This is a genomic window from Acinetobacter sp. NIPH 542, from assembly GCF_000369825.1.
In the GTDB taxonomy this organism is placed as follows: Bacteria; Pseudomonadota; Gammaproteobacteria; order Pseudomonadales; family Moraxellaceae; genus Acinetobacter; species Acinetobacter oleivorans.
The window spans coordinates 59,700-82,272 of sequence record NZ_KB850204.1 but is presented as its reverse complement, the minus strand read 5'-3'; the positions used below and the strand labels follow the sequence as shown (position 1 = coordinate 82,272).

General features: G+C 39.3%; 20 protein-coding genes and 1 pseudogene. 11 read left to right on the top strand and 10 right to left on the bottom strand.

Translation table 11 applies throughout. The annotated features are described in order from the left end of the window. The first annotated feature begins 35 nt into the window (after positions 1 to 35). Positions 36 to 479: a D-aminoacyl-tRNA deacylase gene (gene dtd / locus F886_RS01420; protein WP_005300497.1), complete on the top strand. Its 444-nt coding sequence runs from the start codon at positions 36 to 38 to the stop codon at positions 477 to 479. Between the two features lie 43 nt (positions 480 to 522). Here the strand turns inward: dtd and F886_RS01415 are convergent, their stop codons facing one another. The 3 genes from F886_RS01415 to serB all read right to left on the bottom strand — a co-directional run bounded on the left by F886_RS01415 (position 523) and on the right by serB (position 3,223). Beyond that, positions 523 to 1,002, bottom strand: coding sequence for a hypothetical protein (locus tag F886_RS01415; protein ID WP_013196563.1), 480 nt, complete (start codon positions 1,000 to 1,002; stop codon positions 523 to 525). A gap of 251 nt (positions 1,003 to 1,253) precedes the next feature. After that, positions 1,254 to 1,589 carry a ciprofloxacin tolerance protein AciT gene (gene aciT / locus F886_RS01410; protein WP_004704819.1) on the bottom strand — a complete coding sequence of 112 codons (336 nt, stop codon included), beginning with the start codon at positions 1,587 to 1,589 and terminating at the stop codon, positions 1,254 to 1,256. Positions 1,590 to 1,999: 410 nt separating this feature from the next. Next, the gene (serB, locus tag F886_RS01400; protein WP_004790139.1) at positions 2,000 to 3,223 is read right to left on the bottom strand and encodes a phosphoserine phosphatase SerB; all 1,224 of its coding nucleotides are present in this window, start codon (positions 3,221 to 3,223) and stop codon (positions 2,000 to 2,002) included. Positions 3,224 to 3,282: 59 nt separating this feature from the next. Here serB and F886_RS01395 point away from each other — a divergent pair, with 59 nt between their 5' ends. The 8 genes from F886_RS01395 to glmS all read left to right on the top strand — a co-directional run bounded on the left by F886_RS01395 (position 3,283) and on the right by glmS (position 11,545). After that, complete coding sequence (locus tag F886_RS01395) at positions 3,283 to 4,590, top strand: hypothetical protein (RefSeq protein ID WP_081402053.1); 1,308 nt, start codon at positions 3,283 to 3,285, stop codon at positions 4,588 to 4,590. 240 nt (positions 4,591 to 4,830) lie between these two features. Further along, positions 4,831 to 5,952 carry a bifunctional 3,4-dihydroxy-2-butanone-4-phosphate synthase/GTP cyclohydrolase II gene (gene ribBA / locus F886_RS01390; protein WP_003654193.1) on the top strand — a complete coding sequence of 374 codons (1,122 nt, stop codon included), beginning with the start codon at positions 4,831 to 4,833 and terminating at the stop codon, positions 5,950 to 5,952. A gap of 11 nt (positions 5,953 to 5,963) precedes the next feature. After that, positions 5,964 to 6,434, top strand: coding sequence for a 6,7-dimethyl-8-ribityllumazine synthase (ribE, locus tag F886_RS01385; RefSeq protein ID WP_002119264.1), 471 nt, complete (start codon positions 5,964 to 5,966; stop codon positions 6,432 to 6,434). Between the two features lie 3 nt (positions 6,435 to 6,437). Then, positions 6,438 to 6,887: a transcription antitermination factor NusB gene (gene nusB / locus F886_RS01380; protein ID WP_004790142.1), complete on the top strand. Its 450-nt coding sequence runs from the start codon at positions 6,438 to 6,440 to the stop codon at positions 6,885 to 6,887. Between the two features lie 16 nt (positions 6,888 to 6,903). Then, positions 6,904 to 7,821 (top strand): thiamine-phosphate kinase, encoded by a 918-nt coding sequence (gene thiL, locus F886_RS01375; RefSeq protein WP_005300488.1) that lies wholly within the window; start codon positions 6,904 to 6,906, stop codon positions 7,819 to 7,821. After that, the gene (locus tag F886_RS01370; RefSeq protein ID WP_005044357.1) at positions 7,799 to 8,314 is read left to right on the top strand and encodes a phosphatidylglycerophosphatase A family protein; all 516 of its coding nucleotides are present in this window, start codon (positions 7,799 to 7,801) and stop codon (positions 8,312 to 8,314) included. Before thiL ends, F886_RS01370 begins: the two co-directional genes overlap by 23 nt. Positions 8,315 to 8,329: 15 nt before the next feature. Continuing rightward, complete coding sequence (gene glmU / locus F886_RS01365; protein ID WP_005300484.1) at positions 8,330 to 9,694, top strand: bifunctional UDP-N-acetylglucosamine diphosphorylase/glucosamine-1-phosphate N-acetyltransferase GlmU; 1,365 nt, start codon at positions 8,330 to 8,332, stop codon at positions 9,692 to 9,694. 12 nt (positions 9,695 to 9,706) lie between these two features. Further along, complete coding sequence (gene glmS, locus F886_RS01360; RefSeq protein ID WP_005300481.1) at positions 9,707 to 11,545, top strand: glutamine--fructose-6-phosphate transaminase (isomerizing); 1,839 nt, start codon at positions 9,707 to 9,709, stop codon at positions 11,543 to 11,545. 244 nt (positions 11,546 to 11,789) lie between these two features. Here glmS and F886_RS01355 read toward each other — a convergent pair. Continuing rightward, a pseudogene (locus F886_RS01355) lies at positions 11,790 to 12,087 on the bottom strand (hypothetical protein). A gap of 1,196 nt (positions 12,088 to 13,283) precedes the next feature. On the opposite strand from F886_RS01355, the gene F886_RS01350 reads away from it, so the two are divergent. Together F886_RS01350 and F886_RS01345 are read left to right on the top strand one after the other, a co-directional pair. Further along, the gene (locus F886_RS01350) at positions 13,284 to 14,504 is read left to right on the top strand and encodes a hypothetical protein (protein ID WP_005300475.1); all 1,221 of its coding nucleotides are present in this window, start codon (positions 13,284 to 13,286) and stop codon (positions 14,502 to 14,504) included. 185 nt (positions 14,505 to 14,689) lie between these two features. Continuing rightward, positions 14,690 to 15,313: a LysE family translocator gene (locus F886_RS01345; RefSeq protein WP_005300472.1), complete on the top strand. Its 624-nt coding sequence runs from the start codon at positions 14,690 to 14,692 to the stop codon at positions 15,311 to 15,313. Here the strand turns inward: F886_RS01345 and murI are convergent. The 6 genes from murI to F886_RS01315 all read right to left on the bottom strand — a co-directional run bounded on the left by murI (position 15,300) and on the right by F886_RS01315 (position 22,540). Next, on the bottom strand, positions 15,300 to 16,100 hold the full coding sequence (murI, locus tag F886_RS01340) for a glutamate racemase (RefSeq protein ID WP_005300470.1): 801 nt from the start codon (positions 16,098 to 16,100) through the stop codon (positions 15,300 to 15,302). The two genes, F886_RS01345 and murI, sit on opposite strands and share 14 nt — an antisense overlap. Before the next feature lie 23 nt (positions 16,101 to 16,123). Beyond that, on the bottom strand, positions 16,124 to 16,762 hold the full coding sequence (locus F886_RS01335) for an HAD family hydrolase (RefSeq protein WP_005300467.1): 639 nt from the start codon (positions 16,760 to 16,762) through the stop codon (positions 16,124 to 16,126). A 99-nt stretch (positions 16,763 to 16,861) separates the two neighbouring features. Next, positions 16,862 to 18,688, bottom strand: coding sequence for a DUF885 domain-containing protein (locus F886_RS01330; protein ID WP_005300465.1), 1,827 nt, complete (start codon positions 18,686 to 18,688; stop codon positions 16,862 to 16,864). A gap of 251 nt (positions 18,689 to 18,939) precedes the next feature. Continuing rightward, positions 18,940 to 19,860: a formimidoylglutamase gene (gene hutG, locus F886_RS01325; protein ID WP_034590628.1), complete on the bottom strand. Its 921-nt coding sequence runs from the start codon at positions 19,858 to 19,860 to the stop codon at positions 18,940 to 18,942. A gap of 10 nt (positions 19,861 to 19,870) precedes the next feature. Further along, positions 19,871 to 21,076, bottom strand: coding sequence for an imidazolonepropionase (gene hutI / locus F886_RS01320; protein WP_005300460.1), 1,206 nt, complete (start codon positions 21,074 to 21,076; stop codon positions 19,871 to 19,873). A gap of 51 nt (positions 21,077 to 21,127) precedes the next feature. Further along, positions 21,128 to 22,540 (bottom strand): amino acid permease, encoded by a 1,413-nt coding sequence (locus F886_RS01315; protein ID WP_005300457.1) that lies wholly within the window; start codon positions 22,538 to 22,540, stop codon positions 21,128 to 21,130. Positions 22,541 to 22,573 lie beyond the last annotated feature (33 nt).

Sequence of the window (22,573 nt, the reverse complement as noted above, 5' to 3'; positions counted from 1 at the left end):
ACCAATTCAATTAATTGCAGAAATTTGCTTTAACTATGCGCGCTTTAATACAACGAGTTCTTGAAGCCAAAGTGGTGGTTGACGGTGAGACTACTGGTGAAATCCAACACGGACTACTGGTTTTTTTAGGCATTGGCCGTGATGACACTTTAGCAATTGGCCAGAAGCTTATTGATAAGATTTTGAAATATCGCATCTTTGATGACGAACAAGGCAAAATGGGTTGGAATGTCTCTCAAGCAAATGGTGGAATCCTGCTTGTTTCACAATTTACTCTAATGGCCCAAACGCAAAAAGGTTTACGTCCAGATTTTGGTCCAGCCATGCCACCAGCAGATGCCAAAGCGTTATATGAACAGTTGGTTGAATATGCCCATTCACAATTTGAAAAAGTTCAAACTGGCATTTTTGCAGCTGATATGAAGGTTCATCTCATTAATGATGGTCCGGTGACGTTCAATCTAGAAGTCGAAGCGTAGATATAAAAAAACTCCCAAATGGGAGTTTTTTTATATCTGGCGATTAGCGGCCAGTTTTCTCTTTAATAAAAGCACGTGCTTGACGTACTTTCTCTTTAACTGGTTTTGGCAACTTAGGTGGAATGAGTCTCGCCACTTGGTTAAACCAAACAAGTAGGCTGAAGTCACCTTCCATTTTAATACTGCCGTTTTGCATGCCTGTCATAAATGCAGTTGGGTCACCTTTAATCAAAGTTTTTACACCCTGTTCGCTATCTGCAAACTGCAAGATAAAGTCAGCTTTTTCAGGTGCACCTGCAACAGTATCGATCTGTCCATTATTAATAATGATCTGACGTGCAACACCTAAGTCCGTACCAATCTGAATACGGAAAGCGCGGTCATGAATCAATTCAATAAACTTAGGGCTAGTACGTGCCAATTGCTTCATACGCAGCACTAAACCTGCTACCAATAAATCTAACGGGTCTGTACTGACATCAACGAGAGGTAACTTGACTACAGGTATAGAAGAAAGTTTCATGAACATTCACGCCTATTGTATTTTTATGAAAACTTTAGAGCAAAACTCAACAAGGACATACCATTGCTTGTGTTTTGTGCATCAACTGATAATTTTTAGCTGGCAACGCAATCTAGATGAAACGTCAACAGACGCGTCTATCGTAGCATAACTGGCTATTTTTTAATAAATGCTTTGTATAATAAAAATCACGTTTCGTAAATAAAAAAGGCATGCTGTGCATACCTCTTTACCGTTAGATAACAATTTAATTATCGGCTAGAACATTGCTGCTGATCATCTTCATATACTGGCGTGTGTTCTATATATTGGCGATTTGCCAAAGCCTTTTGTGCCTGTTTATCCTCACGTAACAAAACAAATGTAACCATTACCATCGCTAGACTTAGTGCAGTTAAATAACTATATGTGACTGGCATTTCAAAAGTGACTTGAACTCCAAAACGGACCACTTCTAATAGCCCCCAAAAGAACATCCCTGCAAGCATAAAACCAAGCCAACGACGGTAAGGAGAAAAGAAAACAGCAACAAGCGCGACAGCGATCAAGCTGAATCCGGCGATAGCGGCAAAATTCGCTGTTACCATAGAAACCTCCGTCTTAATGAAAACGTCTAAAAAGATTCGGTCTTAAAAAACCCGACCTCATTCCAAAAACAACTTTAATTCATAATTTGTGTTGAAGCTTAGGATGCATTATGGATGTTTTTTTTTAGAAAAAAAGACCCGTTTTTTCTTAATGCGACATACTTTGTCGCAACATTCTTTTGTCATTACATTTTTGTAAAATTCAAAAAGTTCGATTCCCTATATGGCATCAATTCTGGCGTGTCATTACAAAAAAATATGCTGTTTTTAAGGACCAAAATAAGTTTTTTTCAGATTTTTTTATTGCCTTTTTTCTGTGCATGATTTGAGCATAACATGCTTGTTTTTATGACTATTCTGCATAAAAAAAGCGCTACTCTGAAGTAGCGCTTAAAGCTTAGCCTTATAGATTAAGCACGGTTTAAATCTTTGTCATGCATACCAAGTAAATACAGAACCCCATCTAAGCCAACGCTTGAAATAGCCTGATTTGCATTTTGACGAACCAAAGGTTTAGCGCGATAAGCTACACCAAGCCCTGCAATCGCAAGCATTGGCAAATCGTTTGCGCCATCGCCTACTGCCATCGCTTGCTCTAGAGAAATACCCATTTTATTTGCAAGTTCGCGTAATAACTCAGCTTTACGAGCGCCATCAACAATTGCGCCTTTCACTTCACCTGTTACGAAACCGTCTTGCACATCTAAGATGTTGGCATGAACTTCATCAATACCAAGTTTACCTTGTAGGTATTCAGCAAAATATTGGAATCCACCAGATAAAATTGCCGTTTTATAACCAAGCGCTTTTAAGGTCGAGATGAGACGCTCTGCACCTTCAGTAATAGTTAAACGCTCTGCAATTTTAGGTAAAACAGCAGCATCTAGCCCTTTTAATAATGCAACACGAGCACGGAAGCTTTGCTGGAAATCAAGTTCACCTTGCATCGCTCTTTCAGTGATTTCAGCAACTTGTGCGCCTACCCCTGCTTCAATCGCTAACTCATCAATCACTTCTTGTTCAATGAGTGTTGAGTCCATATCAAAACAAACTAAACGACGGTTACGTCGATAAGCATTGTCTTCTTGAACAGCGACATCAATATTTAATTCACTTGAAAGAAGTAAACATGCTGCACGCATGGCTTGAGCATCTAGAGTTGGGCCACTGCTTAAACCAAACTGTACACATGCACGACGCGGGAATGCGCTATCCTTTTCAAAGTCGACACGGCCTGATAAACGGGTAACAGTTTCAATGTTAAAGCCTTGGCTAGACACAATTTGTGTAACGGCTTGTAAGTGTGCAGCAGTGAGTTCAGGGGCTAAAGCCGTGACGATATAACGAGTACGGCCACCTTCAGTTACCCATTGATCGTATTCTGCGCCTGTGATTGGTTTAAAGCGCACTGTTAAGCCAATATCATGTGCTAAAATCAGAATTTCTTTCATTGCCAATGCGGTCGCAGTTTCATTATCAGAAGCGACTACAATGCCCAATGTGAGTTGATTATGAATAACAGCCTGACCTACATCCAGTATTTGCAATGAATGTACGGATAGTACTTGCATTAATCGGGTAAACTGGTTTGGTTGGTCTGGTCCTAAAAAGGATATAAGAATGATTTCTCGCATGAATTGACTCTAGTCTGAGTGACAACTATTGTAAGAATCATAATCGAATTTCAATATAATTGCCTTGGAAGTTTAACTTGATTGCGCCTAGACAAGGGCTATTTGCTAGCCTACTGATCGTTAGTTTTGCATTGCATACCTTTTTAATGGTGATTGCAACGACACACCAGCTCAATGAAAACCGTGCGAGTCAAGGTCAGCTCATGACCAGTCAACTCGTTGCAGACAGCTTATCTGAGCTAGAACCTGCCAATACGGTATCTTTAGCTCTGATTGCTAATCGCTATGCGACCAATCCAAGCGTTGCGTCTATTCGCATTCTTGATGCCAACAAACAAGTGTTGGCAACGAGTGGAATTTCAAAAACTCGCCAAGGTGAGATTTTTGCTCGCGATGCTCTGCAAAATGAAAAGAAAGTGGGCTCTATCGAGATTACGCTGATTCAACCAAGTATTGGTGAAATTCTGCGTACTCAATGGCTAGCAATTTTAGCTTCTCTGTTTTTGCATGTTTTATTATGGCTTGCCTATCGCGCGATTGCTCGCCCAACCCGTAGCGAATATTTGGCACGTATTAACGAAGAAAACCGCTTAAAACATGAAATTCAGCAGTTAACTCAGGCATTGGCTTTAGAAAAACAAAATACAGTAACCTTGGTTGCTCAAGCTCAACAACAAGCGAAAGGTAAACCGGCGGCTCGTCCACAACCAGAGAAAACAGCAGATTCAGCTGACCAACATATGTTGGCACTCAATATTCAGTTTTATGACCCTAAACAGTTATTAAACAGTGTTAACCAATCGGTATCTGTTCCGTACTTTAAACTCTGTCAGCTCTTTTTAAACAAGAGTATTGAGTTATGCGTGAAACATTACCAATTAAAGTTAGCGGACATTGAAGTCGTAAATGAGTTTAATGCAGATGGCGCTACACTTGCGATTTCAACCTCGCATACTCACGCTGTAGAGTGTCTGCTTATGGTTGGAACCGTATTCCAGTTGCTCTCTGACGTTTTATATAAACGTTATCGCGAAGATAAACGCTTTGCGCTTCAAACTCGTAGTGCAACGTGTAATGCTGTGGAAGCAATGCAAATTGACGCGAAAGAAGCTGCTCAACGTTTAGCACAGCATCTTCATGCGAAAGAATCTGCTTTATATCTTGAGAATGATCAACTCAAAGCAATTCAAGACAGCTATCAACTTGTTGCGATGCCAAACCCAAGCAATGTCATGACTCGTCATGCCTTTATGATCAATGGTATGAATGCAGAGTGTGCTGAACTTGCACAAAATATTCGGACTGAGATTTTGATGGGGAAAAAATCAATCCCACAAAATGATAGTCCAAGCAGTGCAGCTTCATAAAAAATAACTGCGCATATCAGAACCTAGCCTTTTGGCTAGGTTTTTTTTATTTAAATTCATTGTTTTTATTTTAAATTATTCCTTTTTCTTATGATTTATTTGTATAAATAAAGCTGGATCTATTCTATCTGGTTGCAAAGTTGGATAAATCAGAATCATAGGCAAAATTCTCTAAACAGCGTAAACTATGCAAAATTTATTAAATAGAAATTGTCTAACGACAAAAAAAGGTGAGAGCGAATGCCGCTGAGTCGTGTTGAAGATCTTGTCGCCGATATTCGTGCAGGCAAAATGGTTATCTTGATGGATGACGAAGATCGCGAAAATGAAGGTGATCTTGTCATTGCAGCAACGCATGTTCGTCCTGAAGATATTAACTTCATGATTACCCATGCACGTGGTCTAGTTTGCTTAACGTTAAGCCGTGAGCGCTGTAAGCAGTTAAACCTTCCGTTGATGGTTGACCAAAATGGTGCTCAGCATAGTACAAACTTTACCTTATCAATCGAAGCCGCTGAAGGTATTACAACTGGTATTTCAGCAGCAGAGCGTGCACATACAATTCAAGCTGCTGTCGCAGCGCATGCAAAGCCAAGTGATATTGTACAACCGGGCCATATTTTCCCGTTAATGGCGCAGCCAGGCGGTGTTCTACATCGTGCGGGTCATACCGAAGCAGGCTGTGATTTAACACGATTAGCAGGTCTTGAACCAGCTTCTGTCATTTGTGAAATCATCAATGAAGATGGCACAATGGCGCGCCGTGCAGATTTAGAAATTTTTGCCGAGAAGCATGGCTTAAAAATTGGTACAATTGCGGACTTGATTCACTACCGCATGACCAATGAGCAAACGGTTGAACGTCTGGATCAAAAAACGATTCAAACAGAATATGGTTCATTTGAACTCTATCGTTATCGTGAGATTGGTAACCCGGACATCCATTTGGCTTTAGTCAAAGGCGAGCCAAAAGAAGGTGTTACAACAGTACGTGTACATGGTTTCAGTCCAATTCGCGATTTACTTAAGCTCAATAAAGCTGATGGTGAACCTGCGTGGAATCTAGACCGTGCACTACAGACAATTGCAGCGAGTGATCGCGGTGTTTTAGTCTGGATCGGGCAAGATCATTTGCAAGACTTGGGACCAGCGTTGGATGATTTAAATAAACCAAAACCGGTGAAATCCAATGCAGCACTTTCACACCAATATCAAACCATTGGTGTAGGCGCTCAAATTTTGCGTGACTTAGGTGTTGAAAAAATGAAGCTTCTTAGCTCACCATTACGTTTCAATGCTTTATCTGGCTTTAATTTAGAAGTAGTGGAATATGTCACTGCTGATCAAATCACAACGAAATAATCGAGGTTGCTATGGCAATTCGCCGTATTGAAGGTTTATTACATCTCGCAAGCGAAGGTCGTTATGCGATTTTAGTGGGTCGTTTCAACAGTTTTGTTGTTGAACACTTATTGGATGGTGCAATCGACACATTAAAACGTCATGGTGTAAATGAAGATAACATTACTGTTATTCATGCTCCTGGCGCATGGGAACTCCCGATTGTTGCTAAAAAATTAGCTACATCAAATCAATTTGATGCAATCATCGCACTTGGCGCAGTTATTCGTGGTAGCACACCACACTTTGACTTCGTTGCTGGTGAATGTGCAAAAGGTTTAGGTGTAGTCGCGTTAGAAAGCAGCTTGCCTGTCATCAATGGTGTCTTAACTACTGATAGCATCGAGCAAGCCATCGAACGTTCAGGTACAAAAGCAGGAAACAAAGGTAGCGAAGCTGCTTTAACTGCAATTGAAATGGTTAATTTATTAAAGGCAATTTAAAGCATGTCTCAAACACTGCAAGCCGCTTATGCAGCAAAACGCAAAGCACGTCGTTTTGCTGTACAAGGTATTTATGAGTGGCAAATGAGTCACAATCCTGTACATGAAATTGAAGCACGTACTCGTGCTGAAAATGCCATGCACAAGGTAGACTTAAATTACTATCACGAACTACTAACGCAAGTGATTGCACTGCGCGACGATCTTGATGCATTACTCATTCCGGTACTTGACCGTGAACTTAGTGCACTTGATGGCGTTGAGCTCGCAACCTTACGTTTAGGTGCTTATGAGTTACGTGATCATTTAGAAGTACCTTATCGTGTAGTTCTTGATGAAGCCATTGAACTCGCCAAACACTTTGGTGGAGCAGATAGCCATAAATATATTAATGGCGTTTTAGATCGTTTAAGTTCAACACTACGTAGTGCTGAAAAACAACAAGCAAACTAATAGGTTTGAAGTTGATATGGCTGAGTTTTCTATTATTGACCAATACTTTAACAGACAATCTTACACAGATGTCACCTTAGGTATTGGAGATGACTCAGCCTTAATCACCCCTCCCCAAAATCAACAATTGGTGATCTGTGCAGATACGCTAGTTGCTGGTCGTCACTTTCCTCTCAATACCTCAGCGCATGCAATTGGCTGGAAAAGTGTGGCTGTAAATCTTTCAGATATTGCTGCCATGGGTGCTAAACCCCATAGTATTTTACTTGCGTTAAGTCTACCTACCATTGACCATGAATGGCTCGAAGGATTCAGTCAGGGCATCTATGACTGCTGTAATCAATTTGGCGTTGCTCTCATTGGTGGAGATACGACCCAAGGTCCACATCTGACCATTACCGTGACGGCTATGGGTTGGATTGAAGCTGGACAAGCGGTGTTACGTTCGGGCGCAAAAGTCGGTGACTATGTGTGTGTGAGCGGTCAAGTCGGAGATGCAGCTTATGGTTTACAACACCTAGGTCATCCATTACAAAAAAGACTAGACTACCCGACGCCACGTTGTCAGCTTGGACAACAGTTAAAGGGCCTTGCTTCTAGCATGATTGATATTTCTGATGGATTAGCCCAAGATTTAGGTCATATTTTAAAAGCGTCAAAAGTCGGTGCCCGATTATTTTTAGAAAAGTTACCGATTGATTCAACGCTAGAGAAACTACCAGAACAGCAGCGTTGGCAATATGCGCTAGCTGGTGGTGATGACTACGAATTATGTTTTACAATAACACCGCAAAATTATGAAAAACTTTTGCAAAAACAACTAGACATTAAGATTACAATGATCGGACAGATCATTGAGCAAACACAACTAACTTTTGAGCATTTGGGTTCAGATTACCCATTGCAAATTCATGGATACCAACACTTTGCATAAGCCGCCGATTCATTTTAAAGACATGTCTTGGTTCAACCGCTGCATCGTTTTCTGTGGAGTTGGTTTCGGATCTGGTCTCGCACCTAAAGCCCCTGGTACTTTTGGCTCTGCCTTTGCCCTACTCTTTGTTCCGATCTGGTTATCGCTTGGATTTAACTTAAGCTTAATCGCGATGATTATCATGTCCTTGGTCGGGATTTATATCTGTGGTCAAACTGCAAAAGTTATAAACGTACACGATGATGGTCGAATTGTGTGGGATGAATTTGCAGGGCAATCTATTACCTTTCTTCCTCTCATTTACTTACAACAAATGAACTGGATGTGGGTGATCGTCGGCTTCATATTATTTCGAATTTTCGATGTTTGGAAACCTTGGCCTATCCGTGTTATTGATCGTCAAGTGCATGGTGGTTTTGGTATTATGCTTGACGATATTATTGCCGGTGTATGGGCTGCTCTTTGTACACTAATTATTATCCATTTGACTTAATCATTAGAGTTATTCATGTCAACTACCGTCATTATTCTTGCTGCTGGTAAAGGAACTCGTATGCGTTCTCAGCTTCCTAAAGTATTACAACCTTTAGCGGGTCGCCCACTATTAGGGCATGTCATTCAAACGGCAAAACAATTACAAGCTAAAAATATTATTACTATTTATGGTCATGGTGGTGACCGCGTACAACAAACATTTGCCCAAGAAAATGTTCAATGGGTTGAGCAAGCTGAACAACTTGGTACAGGTCATGCAGTACAAATGACCTTGCCTGTACTTCCTAAAGAAGGTGTTTCACTGATTTTATCAGGCGATGTACCATGCATTAATGCAAATACGCTACAAAAATTATTAGATGCATCGACCCAAACAGGAATTGGCTTGGTTACGCTCACTGTAGATGATGCTACAGGCTATGGTCGTATTGTGCGTCAAGATGGCAAAATTCAAGCCATTGTTGAACATAAAGATGCAAACGAAGCACAACGCCAAATTAAAGAATTCAATACGGGCATTTACTGTGTTAGCAACGCAAAACTTCATGAGTGGTTGCCTAAACTTTCAAATGAAAATGCACAGGGCGAATATTACCTAACTGACATCGTTGCAATGGCAATTGCAGATGGCTTAGAAGTTGCCTCTGTTGAACCAGAGCTTGCTTTTGAAGTTGAAGGTGTTAATGACCGCTTACAACTTGCAGCTTTAGAACGCCAGTTCCAGCAAGAACAAGTCAAAAAGCTCATGCAGCAAGGTGTAATGTTCTTTGACCCTGCACGCTTTGATTTACGTGGTTCTGTAAAAGTTGGACAAGACGTTCGTATTGACATCAATGTTATTATTGAAGGTGAATGTGAGCTTGGTGATTTTGTAGAAATCGGCGCTGGCTGTATTTTAAAGAACACCAAAATTGCAGCAGGCACTAAAGTTCAGGCCTATAGCGTTTTTGATGGCGCAGTTGTAGGTGAAAATGCTCAAATTGGACCATTTGCACGCTTACGCCCAGGGGCTAAATTGGCAAATGAAGTACATATTGGCAACTTTGTTGAAGTTAAAAACACATCGATTGGACTAGGTAGTAAAGCTAACCATTTCACATACTTAGGTGATGCAGAAATCGGTGCTGAATCAAATATTGGGGCAGGTACTATTACTTGTAATTACGACGGTGCAAATAAACACAAAACCACTATTGGCGATGCCGTTTTTATCGGTTCTAATAGCTCGCTGGTTGCTCCGGTGACCATTGGGAATGGCGCAACAGTTGGTGCGGGTTCTGTGATTACGAAAGATGTAGCCGAACAAAGTCTATCCTTTGAACGTGCGCAACAAATTTCAAAAGCAAATTATCAACGTCCCCAAAAGGTTAAAAAATAAGAGGATTGAAGTATGTGTGGTATCGTCGGAGGCGTTGCAGAGCGTTGTGTAACCGAGATTTTAATTGAAGGTTTAAAACGTCTTGAATACCGCGGTTATGATTCTGCGGGTGTTGCTTTACTGAATAACCAACAAATTTTACGTGAGCGTCGTGTAGGTAAAGTTATTAATCTTGCCGATGCAGTTGCTGAACACCAGCTTACAGGGGCTATCGGGATTGCGCATACCCGTTGGGCAACACATGGTAAACCAACTGAAAATAATGCTCACCCACATATGTCGGGTAAGGTTGCTGTTGTACATAACGGTATCATTGAAAACTACCAAGAATTAAAAGACGACCTTCAAGCTTTAGGTTATGTTTTTACTTCTCAAACAGATACTGAAGTTGTTGCACACTTAGTTGCTGAAGCACTAAAAAGCACAGATAGCCTTTTAGATGCTGTTGAAACTGTTGTACCTCAGCTTAAAGGTGCTTACGCGCTAGGCATTATCCACAGCGATTATCCAGATGAACTCATTACTGTACGTGAAGGTTCACCTTTAGTGATTGGCGTAGGTATTGGTGAAAACTTTATTAGTTCAGACCAACTTGCTCTTTTACCAGTGACTAACCGCTTTATGTACCTAGAAGAAGGCGATATTGCCCGTCTTACACGTACTTCAATTGAAGTATTTGCAAATGGCGAGCGCGTTGAGCGTCCAGTACGAGAGCTTGATGCAACCGTAAGCAGTGCATCAAAAGGTGAATACAAACACTACATGCTCAAAGAAATTTATGAGCAGCCAGAAGCAATCAAGCAAACGATTTCTCAAGCGCTTGATGGCAACAGCTTACGTGATGATTTCTTGAAAAATGCTGATGCAGATTTCAACAAAATTCAAAGCGTACAAATCATCGCTTGTGGTACAAGTTACCACTCAGGAATGATTGCGAAATATTGGTTTGAACAACTGATTGGCGTGCCTTGCCAAGTTGAAATCGCGAGTGAATTCCGCTATCGCACCCCTGTAATTGTTGAAAATACACTTTATATTTGTATTTCACAGTCAGGTGAAACTGCTGATACTTTAGCGGCACTACGTGAAACTCAAAAACGTGCGAAAGCAAACAATATCGATATTCAGACTTTGACTATCTGTAACGTTGCTACGTCTTCAATGGTTCGTGAAACTGATCATCACTTATTGACTCTTGCTGGTCCTGAGATTGGTGTTGCTTCAACTAAAGCGTTCACGACTCAGCTCGCTGCGCTTATGTTGTTAATCTTGAAAATTGGTCAAGTGAAACAACGTATTAGCCCTGCTCTTCTTGAAGAAATTACGCGTGAGCTATGGCACAGCCCGAAAGTTATTCTTGATACGCTTAAACATGATCCAGAAATTTTGCGTTTGTCTGAATTATTCGTTGAAAAAAATCACTGCTTATTCTTAGGTCGTGGTACGAATTATCCAATCGCATTAGAAGGTGCATTAAAGCTAAAAGAAATTTCATATATTCATGCAGAAGGTTATGCGGCTGGTGAGTTAAAACACGGCCCATTAGCACTTGTTGATAATGAAATGCCGATCGTCATTCTTGCTCCAAATGATGAAATGCTTGATAAGCTAAAATCAAATATGGAAGAAGTTCAGGCACGTGGTGGTGAATTATTTGTTTTCGCTGATGAAAATAGCGGAATCAATGGAAAAGACCGTCAACACGTTGTGCATATTCCAGCAGTAAACGAATGGCTTGCACCAATCGTTTATAGCGTACCAGTTCAGTTGTTGTCTTATCACGTTGCTGTATTACGTGGTACAGACGTTGACCAGCCACGTAACTTGGCGAAATCAGTAACTGTAGAATAATAATCAGACATGCTTTCTATGCCATAAAGGGTGTAGATCGCTTCTGTTGATTAGAAAGCCCGATATGCATTAATTGCCTATCGGGCTTTTTTATTGCGTTCATATCGCTACACAAGCGCTTTTACGTGAAAGAAAACCGAGTTTGATAGTAGAGAAATCCCCTAGGACCCTGTGTCACAACGGACTTTTTACTTTTGCGCTGATTTAAAGTTTGAGAGATCATTGCGACACAGAGATAAAGGAGCTAAGCGAAGTACTTAGCCCATTTCAGTTTTGTCGCAGCGTTGAATGCTGCTGAACAAGTTAGGGGCAAAGTCCTGTGGGAGAACAGAACTTTGCAAACTGGCATGTTTTAAACGTTGTACAATTTGAGGCGAATACGCCTGTGCAAGCTGTTGGCAAACACAATTACAACTGGCTTGCATGTGTTCACCTGACAAGCAAATTCTTTTAAATTCCTGCTGAGCATTGGCGTCATCATTTGTAATACTGTAAGCACCGACCACAAGGTTTAAAAACAATATAAATTTATGAAGTTTCATATTATTCTCATGCTTATTTATATCTTTAAATAAAATAAAAATATGATTAACTTAAATATTAAAATAATTTTTTAAATAATAATTAATCCTCCCACAAAAAATAGGAAAATAAAATAATTAAGATTTTAAAATAAAAATAATTTATAAATTTAAAAAATCAGGTTAAAGAAACCCAAATTTTAAATAAATAAAATAGTTAAATAAGAGAGAAAATGAGTTTAAATTGTGGCATGGCCAACTCCTTAAAAATGGAGTCCTACCACCAAATCACCGTCAATTGATTAGGGTGGCAGAACGAAAGAGGGTTAGCAGACTGACCTAGCGACCAGCACGCGCGAACGCGTCCCCCTTCCGCCCTACCATAGAGAAAAAGGGGGCACAAAGGTTCCACATGGGAAATACTCAGAAAGTATAACCCATTCGCTAGGATACGGTCTGCTAAAACCGACTGGCAATGTAGGCCAGCAACGAAATCATAATTGGTATAATAAAGAACGTCAATTTATTTTAATGAAAAAGTTTAAATATAATAATTTTATTCATATTTAAATAATATTATTGTCTTTATTATATTTGCGGATTTTAATTAAATTTAAAATAAAAACTTGGGTTATATATATTTAGTTAATAAAATAAATTGATCGTTAATTTTAATTTAACAGTTTATATAAATATATAAGATGAGAAAAAGCGAGACATAGAAACAACTTATAGAAAGCACTTACTCCAAAGATGCTGCGCCCCACCTCTTACCATCTTTTTGAGAGCTTATTTTTAAGCTTTTACAGGTGAATGCTGTCCTAATCCTAGGCCGTCAACATCTTTCTATATTGCATAGTACAGACGTTAACCAACAGCCTAACTTGGCTAAATCAGTAACCGTTAAGTAATTTAAAAGTATTTCGTTATCAAAGCATTCATAACTTTGATAACTCATCTATTAAAAAACTAGATATGTCTTTGAAATACATATTGGACTTTTTTATTGTGTTCTTATAGCTCTAAAGTATAGTCTCATGCTTTTATTAAGAAATTCTAATAAATACAATAAAATCAAAATGTTAAATACAAAAACCAACAAAAACACTTGGATTTATATGTGAAAAATTATGGTATAAATCACGCTTCGAAATTTACTTGATAACTATTAATTTCGACTATTACAAAAACTTTCTAATTATAAGGAGCGACATATCATGGCTAATGGCTTTCCAGAAGGAAACTTTAGAATCGTTAACAAAGAAACAGGTGCATGTATTTCAAGTTTGTATGGTGGTCAAACCCATGGTGTACAAGATGCAGTAACTGCGCGTGGTGAAACGGGTAAGTTAGCTTACTCTCATACAAATGACCGTGAATTTACGGTACATGACAAGGTTAAAAATATAGACGAAGAGCTTTGGTATTTTGACAGTAGTGCAGACAGTTGGGGTCACAGAGTGAATATGCTTTATAACAAAGTTAAAGATATCCGTTCTCGTTGGGTGCTCGGTGCTCATGTTAAGACAAATGCGGTTGCATATAAATTATTAGACAAAGACTTAGAACATTTCCTTAGTCTTTTGCCAAAACAAGATGAAGAAACACTAGCCCATTTACAAACAAGTGAAGGTCTTGATATTGTTCGTTTATTAAAAACATTTATTCATAGTAACGGCGAAGAAACAATTAAATCCGAACTCATTGGCAAACTTGATGAAACTAAGCTGAATGATTCTTTAAATACGGTACTGGCTCATAATTCAATTCGTAGCATCGAACACAAGTTCCATGAATATGCTAAATCTCCGTTTCTAGGTTTAGATATTCCTGAACTTAAAAATTTGTCTGTGAATCCTTTCGCTCAGCATAATGAACAACTTTATAAGATCATTCTTGCCGCGGTGCAATTAGATGTCTTGGATCAAAAAGATTGGACTTCAAGGTCAGAGTTCCGATTGCATTTACACCATCAAAATATTGATACTCTTCTAAAAAAAATCAAGAAAGAGAGCATTCATGAGCTTCATGCAAAAGTATTTAAAGAATATGAAAATACTCAAGACCTTAAAAAAGAAGCCGTAAAAGTTCTTTTAGAGCTTAGAAAAACTCTAGATTTACATACGAATGAAAAAAATATGGATACGGTCAAAAAGATTTTGCAGACAGGTTTACAGTCAAATGAGTCTTTTGAACAACTCCAAACCGCATTAAACAGTACCAATGGTAAAGAAATAAAACCAATTAATTGGCATAGTGGCCGTGTTTTCTTGCAAGGTGCGGGTCGCCAGTACCAAACTAAGTGGGCATTTGAAGATGGTTATATCTTTGTGGAAGGCCAACCAGATGCTGTACTGACACATACTTGGGGTTCATCTGTAGGTATTAGTCAACGATCTAATGACCCAAAACAGCGCTGGGAACTTAAAAGTGCTTAATAGACAGTGACTCTAAAAGCTAAATAAGCTTATTTTCAATCATCCAAAGAATTTAAATCATTCTTTGGATGATTTTTAGTTTTATAGAAATAAATCTGCTTATAAAATTGAAATACTTATAAATTTCTTATACTTTAAATTGTTTAAAATTCACTCAAAAATAGTAACAATAAGATAGGTCAAACATGATTTCTTTAGAGCTTTTCATTACCTTTTTAATTACTACAATTATTTTTGCTTATATTCCGGGCCCAGCAATGTTGTATACCGCTGCACAGACGCTTTCTCGCGGCAGAAAATCTGGTTTGATGGCAGCATTTGGAATTTTCTTAGGAGGTTGTTTTCATATCATCGCGGCCTCTTTAGGCTTAACGACTATCTTTCAAATTATTCCAAAACTCTATGATATTATTAAGATTTTAGGCGCTTTGTATTTAGTTTGGTTAGGCATTAAATTAATTAGATCTACCTCGTCCCCTACTGTTCAGCAAAATGTTGAAAATGGTCAATTATCTTTAAAGCAGAGCATTCTGGTCGAAGTTTTAAACCCTAAAACCGCTATTTTTTATATCGCATTTTTACCTCAATTTATTAATACCTCATTAGATTTTCCAGTTTGGTCTCAATTCATCATTCTGGGGCTGATTGTGAATCTAATCTTTGTTTCTGCTGATATTGTTTGTGTGTTTTTAGCCAATTACATCAGTCAAAAATTAACTAAATCAAAGAAACCCCAAAAATCTATGTCAGTTATGGGTGGACTCATTTTTATGGGACTAGGCGTTTTTCTTGGCTTTAAAAACCAGTAGTTTCTACGGGTAAATGTTTACCTAACAATGAAAAAGTAACGTCCGCAACTTCCAACGGGTCTGAACTGGTCCAAATAATATGATTCCCCTCATTTGGACTTTCAGAACTTAACTTATATTGATTGAGCTGCCGAATTAATTGCGCTGTTACAGCTTCGGAAGGCTCAATAATTTGGATATCATGGCCTACAATTTCCTGAATCGTATCTGAGACAAACGGATAGTGTGTGCATCCTAAAATAATCGTATCGACTTTTTGCTCGACCAACGGCGCCAAAATATTTTTTAAATAATCTTCAACTTCCGCTGTATGTGCTTTACCCGTTTCAATTTTTTCGGCTAAACCAATACAAGGTACTAAAGACACTTTAATATCTTGCGCATACGTTTCAATTAAACTTTTTAAGTTTTTGCCCTTCACTGTGGTGGCAGTCGCCAAGACAGCAATATGCTTACTTTGAGTGATGGCTACAGCAGGTTTTACCGCTGGTTCTATGGCAATGAGTGGCACATTAATTTGCGCTCTGATTGTTTCAATCGCTACAGCCGTCATCGTATTACACGCAATCACGATCGCTTTGCATTTACCCTGAGCAACTAGATTTGAAATTAGATGCGTGGTTCTTGAAACAATCCAGTCGCTTTCTTTGTCTCCATACGGGACATATTTCGAGTCAGCGAAATAGATAATATCTTCATTCGGAAGGGCCTGCCGAATGTGCTTAAAGAGAGACAACCCGCCTAAACCAGAATCAATCATTCCAATTGGGTTGTTATTGTTATTCATGGTTTGTCCTGCATTTCATATATTTAGAAAAATTCTTTCATGGTTGCTAAGTCTGTTAGCACGACTTTGGGCTGAATGGTTTTTAATTTTTCAGCCGATGTATAACCCCAACCGACGGCAGCAAAATCAATACCTGCTTTATGTGCAGCTTCGCCATCAGTGGTTTGGTCGCCAACATAAATGGCCTGCTCTTTATTTAAATTCAAAATGTTGAGAACACGCTTAATTCGTTTAGCTTTACCAAATATAGACGAGCCACCATCAATATGGCTAAAAAGCTCACAGAGTTCTTTACCCAGTACATTTTGACAGTTTTCTTTAGAGTTTGAAGTAATAATTGCGAGCGTATACCCCTGCTTATGCAGTTCAATTAAGTGATCGCGCATGCCTTCAAACATGTAAACTTCTTGGTCTCTTTCTTTCATTAGCTGAATAAAATCTTTGGCAATCCAAGGTAGTTTCCACCTAGAAACATTCATTTCTTTCATAATTTCTTTTGGTGAAAGATGTTTGTACTGCTCTACTTCATGTAGCTCTACAGATTTAAACTTATACTTTGCGGAAAGTTGATTTAAAACGCTTAGAAAAAAATGAAAGGAGTCGACTAAGGTACCATCTAAATCAAAAATAATAGCCTGATATTCTTTTAGGTTTTTTTCCATTTCTAATTTCGAAAATATATTTTTTATTATTATATTCTGTTTTCTATCGGTTTTTAAATCAGGCCCAACGAGGACCTGACCTAAATTTCAAATTTTATTTTAAGCTGCCGCTTTTTGTTCCTTAATCCAATTTTTAATACGGGCATCAAGTATATTTAAAGGCAATGTTCCTGCATTTAAAACCATGTCATGGAATGCTTTGATATCAAAACGGTCTCCAAGCTCGTGTTTGGCGAGCTCCCGTAGCTCTAAAATTTTTAGTTGTCCCATCTTGTATGCCAATGCTTGGGCAGGAATAGCAATATATCGATCAGTCTCTGCCTGAATATCTGGTTCATCTAAAGCTGAGTGTTCACGCATAAAATCAATCATTTGCTGACGGGTCCATTTTTTATAATGTACGCCAGTGTCCACCACTAAACGACAAGCGCGGAACAACTCACTTGATAGTCTTCCATAGTCTGAAAGCGGGTCTTTATAGAAACCAACATCTTTACCCAATTGCTCTGCGTAAAGTGCCCATCCTTCAATATACGCGGTGTGATTCGGCTGCTTCCGGAACATCGGCAAATTTGGCAGGTTTTGGGCAATATCAATCTGCATATGGTGGCCGGGAATAGCCTCATGGTAAGCGGTCGCTTCCATTGATATTTTGGAACGTTCAGAGAAGTCGCCAGTATTTACATATACTTGTCCGGGGCGTGAACCATCAGGTGTGCCTTGGTGATACTCCGCACCTGCCGCTTCTTTTTCTCGATATTGCTCTACAGGTAAAACTTCGACTTTATTTTTGGGCAATAAACCAAAGAGCTTCGGCAACTCTGGTTGCATTTGGGCAATATACCCGCGATAAATCTCTAAAATTTCTTCACGAGATTTTGGGAAAACAGCTGGATTTGTTTTTAAAGATTGTTGGAAACTTTTTAAGTCATTGAAACCTTGTGCTTTGGCAATTTTAAGCATTTCCGCTTCAATACGAGCAACTTCTTTTAATCCGAGCTGATGAATAGTTTCAGGGCTTTCTAGGGTGGTCGTATTATCTTCTACATAAAAACGATAGAGCTCATCACCGTTTGGCAAGCTCCATATACCCTCGTGCTGTCGTCCATAGGGTAAGTAATCTTTCTGAATAAACGTCCCGAGTTTTTGATAGGCAGGCCGAACATTCTGATCTATGGCCTGTAGTATTTCACGGCTTAAACGCTCTTGTTCTGCTTTCGAAATGTTTTTTGGAAATTGCTTTAATGGCGAAGCAAACACACTGTCCGCCCCTGCAGGAGTTGCAATGCTATCAATCTGCTTTGCCACTTTTTCAATTAAATACTTAGGTGGTATCAAGGCATCTTTTTGCCCTTGCTTCGCTAACTGAATACCTTGATCAAGAATAAGAGGGATTTGTTTTAAACGAGCAATATAGTCTTGATATTGCTTAGCATTATCAAATGGAATCGAACTAATAAATCCCGGAAATTGTAAATGTAGGCCCCACATTTGATTAAAAGGCATCTCATACAATTTCAAATCATAATTTTTAAGAGTCTCTTTCAACTGATAAATCATTAAATCTTTATTTAATTGATCAGTTGCTGAAAACCCTGTGCTATCAATCGCTTCAAAACGTTTTAAAAAATTTTGAGTAGTTTTTTTATCTTTCTCAATCTGACTTTTTGAAGACTCGGTCCATCGATCGTTGTAGCGTAAATCGCCTAAAGTCGTTGCAGTTTCAGGGTTATTTTTCAAAGTATATTCCCATTGTTCTTGTAAAAGCTGATTTAAAGCTTTCACCCGAACAGAGATATCACTCTTTTGCTTAGATTGTGATTTTTCGATGGTATTTGTATTTATTTCGGGGGTTGTAGCATTAGACGAATGAGACATCCAAAATAAAACACTGATACAAGCAAAATGTAAGGTTCTGTTTTTCATTTAATTATCCAAACATATTTAACGAAGTTTAAAATATAGACAAAACAAATTACGTGCCAAGCAGCCTATAAAATGGTGTAAAAATCGAGTATTTTTTAACTCAATGATTTTATAAATTAATTTTCTTTTTAATTAAATTATTTATAGTTGCTATCTATATTCCGTAGCTGACTTTAATGGTTCAGAAACTTAAAAAAGTGCACATGAGCGATCTCAGTGCACTTTTGAATTTCTACATTAAAAATTGTTTCTCAAGAAAACAAATATTGATAAACAATATATGCAGCCAGTTTTGCTGTTCTATTGTCTAAATCAAATTTTGGATTGCACTCGGCAATATCTAAAAGTTTGATTTTCCCAGTCTCTTGAATATGCTTAAAAATTGCTTCAAAAGTGGCTAAATCAATTCCTTTTACAGCTGGTGCACTGACTCCGGGTGCAACCGCAGCCGTGAAGACATCTAAATCTATCGTAACGTACAAACAGTCTACTTTTTCAATAAAAGCATCAACCGCTGCGAGCACGTTGTTTAGGTTAAAAATATTAACCTCATGATCGCGTAAATATGAACAATTCAGCGCATCGGCTGTATCAAACAAAACTTTAGTATTGGCGTGGTTAGCAACCCCAATACATAAGTAATTAAATTGTTTTTGATGCTGTTCTGAAAGTCTTGCTGCTTGTAAAAAAGGTGTTCCAGAGGTGGCATGTTCTGCTTCACGCAAATCAAAATGGGCATCGAAATTAATAATGCCTATTTTTTTATCTGGTGCGTGGGCTTGCATATATTGGAATAGACCGCTAAAGCTACCAAAAGCAACTTCATGTCCACCACCCAATACAATCGGTTTTAAACCATTTTGTAGGCTAGTTGCGACTTGTTCTGCTAACTCACTTTGTGCTTGCTCTAAATTGTCATATTCGCAGGTCACTGTACCCAAATCGACAATACTGACTGGACGATGAATCGGTAAGTTAGCAAGCTGATTACGGATTGCATCTGGCGCATCGGCAGCACCGACTCGCCCCTTGTTACGCTTCACACCTTCATCAGAGCTAAAACCAATCAGCGCAAATTCGGCATGTTGGGTTTTATTCATAATATGATGAATACGTTGGTGTGCTTCACCTTCGCCATCATGGCGGCCTTGCCATTTAAATGTGTGATTCATGTGACACCGTTTAAAAAATAACTTCTTGTCCATGCTGAACGACTCGCTTAGGCAAATCTCCGCCAAGCCAGTAAACAATTTCAGATGGATGCTCAATATCCCAAGCCACAAAGTCAGCGACTTTACCCTGCTCTAAACTGCCGTGTGTTTGCTCTAAACCGAGCGCTTGTGCAGCATGAATGGTGACACCCGCTAATGCTTGCTCTGGCGTTAAACGGAAGAGCGTACTGCCCATGTTCAGCATTAAACGTACAGAAAGTGCTGGAGATGTGCCCGGATTTAAATCACTCGACAGCGCAATACGCACGCCATGTTTAATAAGACTTTCAATTGGTGGGTATTGTGTTTCACGCAATAGATAAAAAGCGCCCGGTAGTAACACCGCAACCGTACCCGACTCTGCCATGGCTTTGACATCATCTTCGGTCATGTACTCTAAATGGTCAGCCGACAAAGCATGATAACGTGCTGCCAAGCTTGAGCCACCTAATGATGAGAGCTGTTCAGCATGAAGCTTAACGGGTAGACCCAATGATTGTGCTGTTTTAAAAACACGTTCGACCTGAGCAGGTGAAAATGCTAAATGCTCACAGAACGCATCAACTGCATCGACTAAACCTTCAGCATGCAGTTTAGGCAACATTTCTGTACAGATATGCTCGATATAAGCATCGCTTTGGTCTTTGTACTCTGGCGGTAAAGCATGAGCAGCTAAACAGGTACTTTTGACCGTCATTGGTAAAGCTTCACCAATTTGACGGATCACACGCAGCATTTTGCGCTCATTTTCGTAATTAAGTCCGTAACCAGACTTAATTTCGATGGTGGTTACACCGTCTTGTTGCATGCAACGAATACGTTTAAGTGCTGAATTTAATAGTTGTTCTTCGCTTGCTTCACGCGTTGCACGTACTGTACTAGCAATACCGCCACCGCTTGCTGCAATTTCAGCATAACTTACACCTTGTAAGCGCTTTTCAAACTCAACACTACGGTTGCCACCAAATACACTATGCGTATGGCAGTCGATGAACCCTGGGGTAACCCAAGCGCCTTTTAAGTCAACTGTTTCGGAATATGTGTCGGTAGGAAGTTGTTGTTGTTTTCCAATCCACTGAATGAGATGCCCTTCTGTGACAATTGCAGCATCTTCAATGTAGGAGTATTGCCCATTTTGCATGGTCGCAATGTGGCAATTCTGCCAAAGTTTTTTCATGAGCCTTTCCTCAAAACTGCCCAATAGTTAAACCATTGGGCAGTTCATTTGTTAGCTTTCTATCTCAACATTTTGCTGGATAGGATTACTTTCCTTTCCCAAGTTTTGCTGTGGTTTTACCCATATGCGATAAGCAATAGTTAAGAGTGCAAGCCATGTTATTCCGACATAAATTGCAGGACGTGAATCAGGGAAATAACCCATCATCACTAAAATAAACACCATAAAACCAATCGCGAACGCAGGTGCAACTGGCCAACCCCATACAGGGAAATCCAGTGCCTTAATTTCAGCAGTAGATAATTTACGGCGCATCGCAACTTGCGAAAGTAAAATCATGAGCCATACCCAAACCGTTGCAAAAGTCGCAATTGATGCAATGATCATGAATACATTTTCAGGAATTAGGTAGTTCAACACCACACCAATTAACAGCACGCCAGCCATAACCACAACAGTCATCCAAGGCACACCATTACGCGATAATTTTTGGAAAATGCGAGGTGCTTGACCACGGTTTGCCATACCATAAAGCATACGGCCAGCGCCAAATACATCACTATTAATTGCCGAAATCGCAGCAGTCACCACCACAATATTTAGAATATTCGCAGCAGATTTAATGCCTAAATTTTCAAAAATTTGTACAAATGGACTACCTTGGCTACCAATTTGATTCCATGGGAAAATCGACATCAAAACAAAAATGGTCAGTACATAGAAAAGTAAAATACGTACTGGAACAGCATTAATTGCTTTTGGCAAAGTGGTTTTAGGGTCTTGTGACTCACCAGCAGTTAAACCGATAATTTCGATACCACCGAAAGCAAATACAACCACAGATAAACATGCAACTAAGCCTGCAATGCCATGCGGCATAAAGCCATCATAAATCCATAAGTTTTGAATACCCGGTACCACACTGCTATGGTCAGCATGGAAGCCATAGAACATTAACCCTATTCCGCCTAAAATCATGGCAACAATGGCACTGACTTTAATGATGGAAAGCCAGAATTCGAGTTCACCAAAGACTTTAACGTGAATCAGGTTAATAGCACCCAAGAACATAATCAGAGATAAAATCCAGATCCACCGTGGCACATCGGGATACCAGAACCCCATATAAATACCAAAAGCGGTGACATCGGCAATCGCGACAATCACCATTTCAAACACATAAGTCCAGCCCGTAGTAAAACCTGCCAAAGGACTAATGTATTGTGATGCATAGTGACTAAATGAACCGGATACTGGGTTATGGACAGCCATTTCACCCAGTGCGCGCATAACGATATAAATTGCAATCCCTGCAACGATATACGCCAATAATACTGAAGGCCCCGCCATTTTAATGGCGGTAGCCGAACCATAGAAAAGCCCAGTTCCAATTGCTGAGCCCAATGCCAAGAAACGAATATGGCGGGTGTTCAATCCCCGCTGTAATGTGGAGTTTTGTGACATTATAATCTCCAATCCTTGAGGAAATTTAGTTAG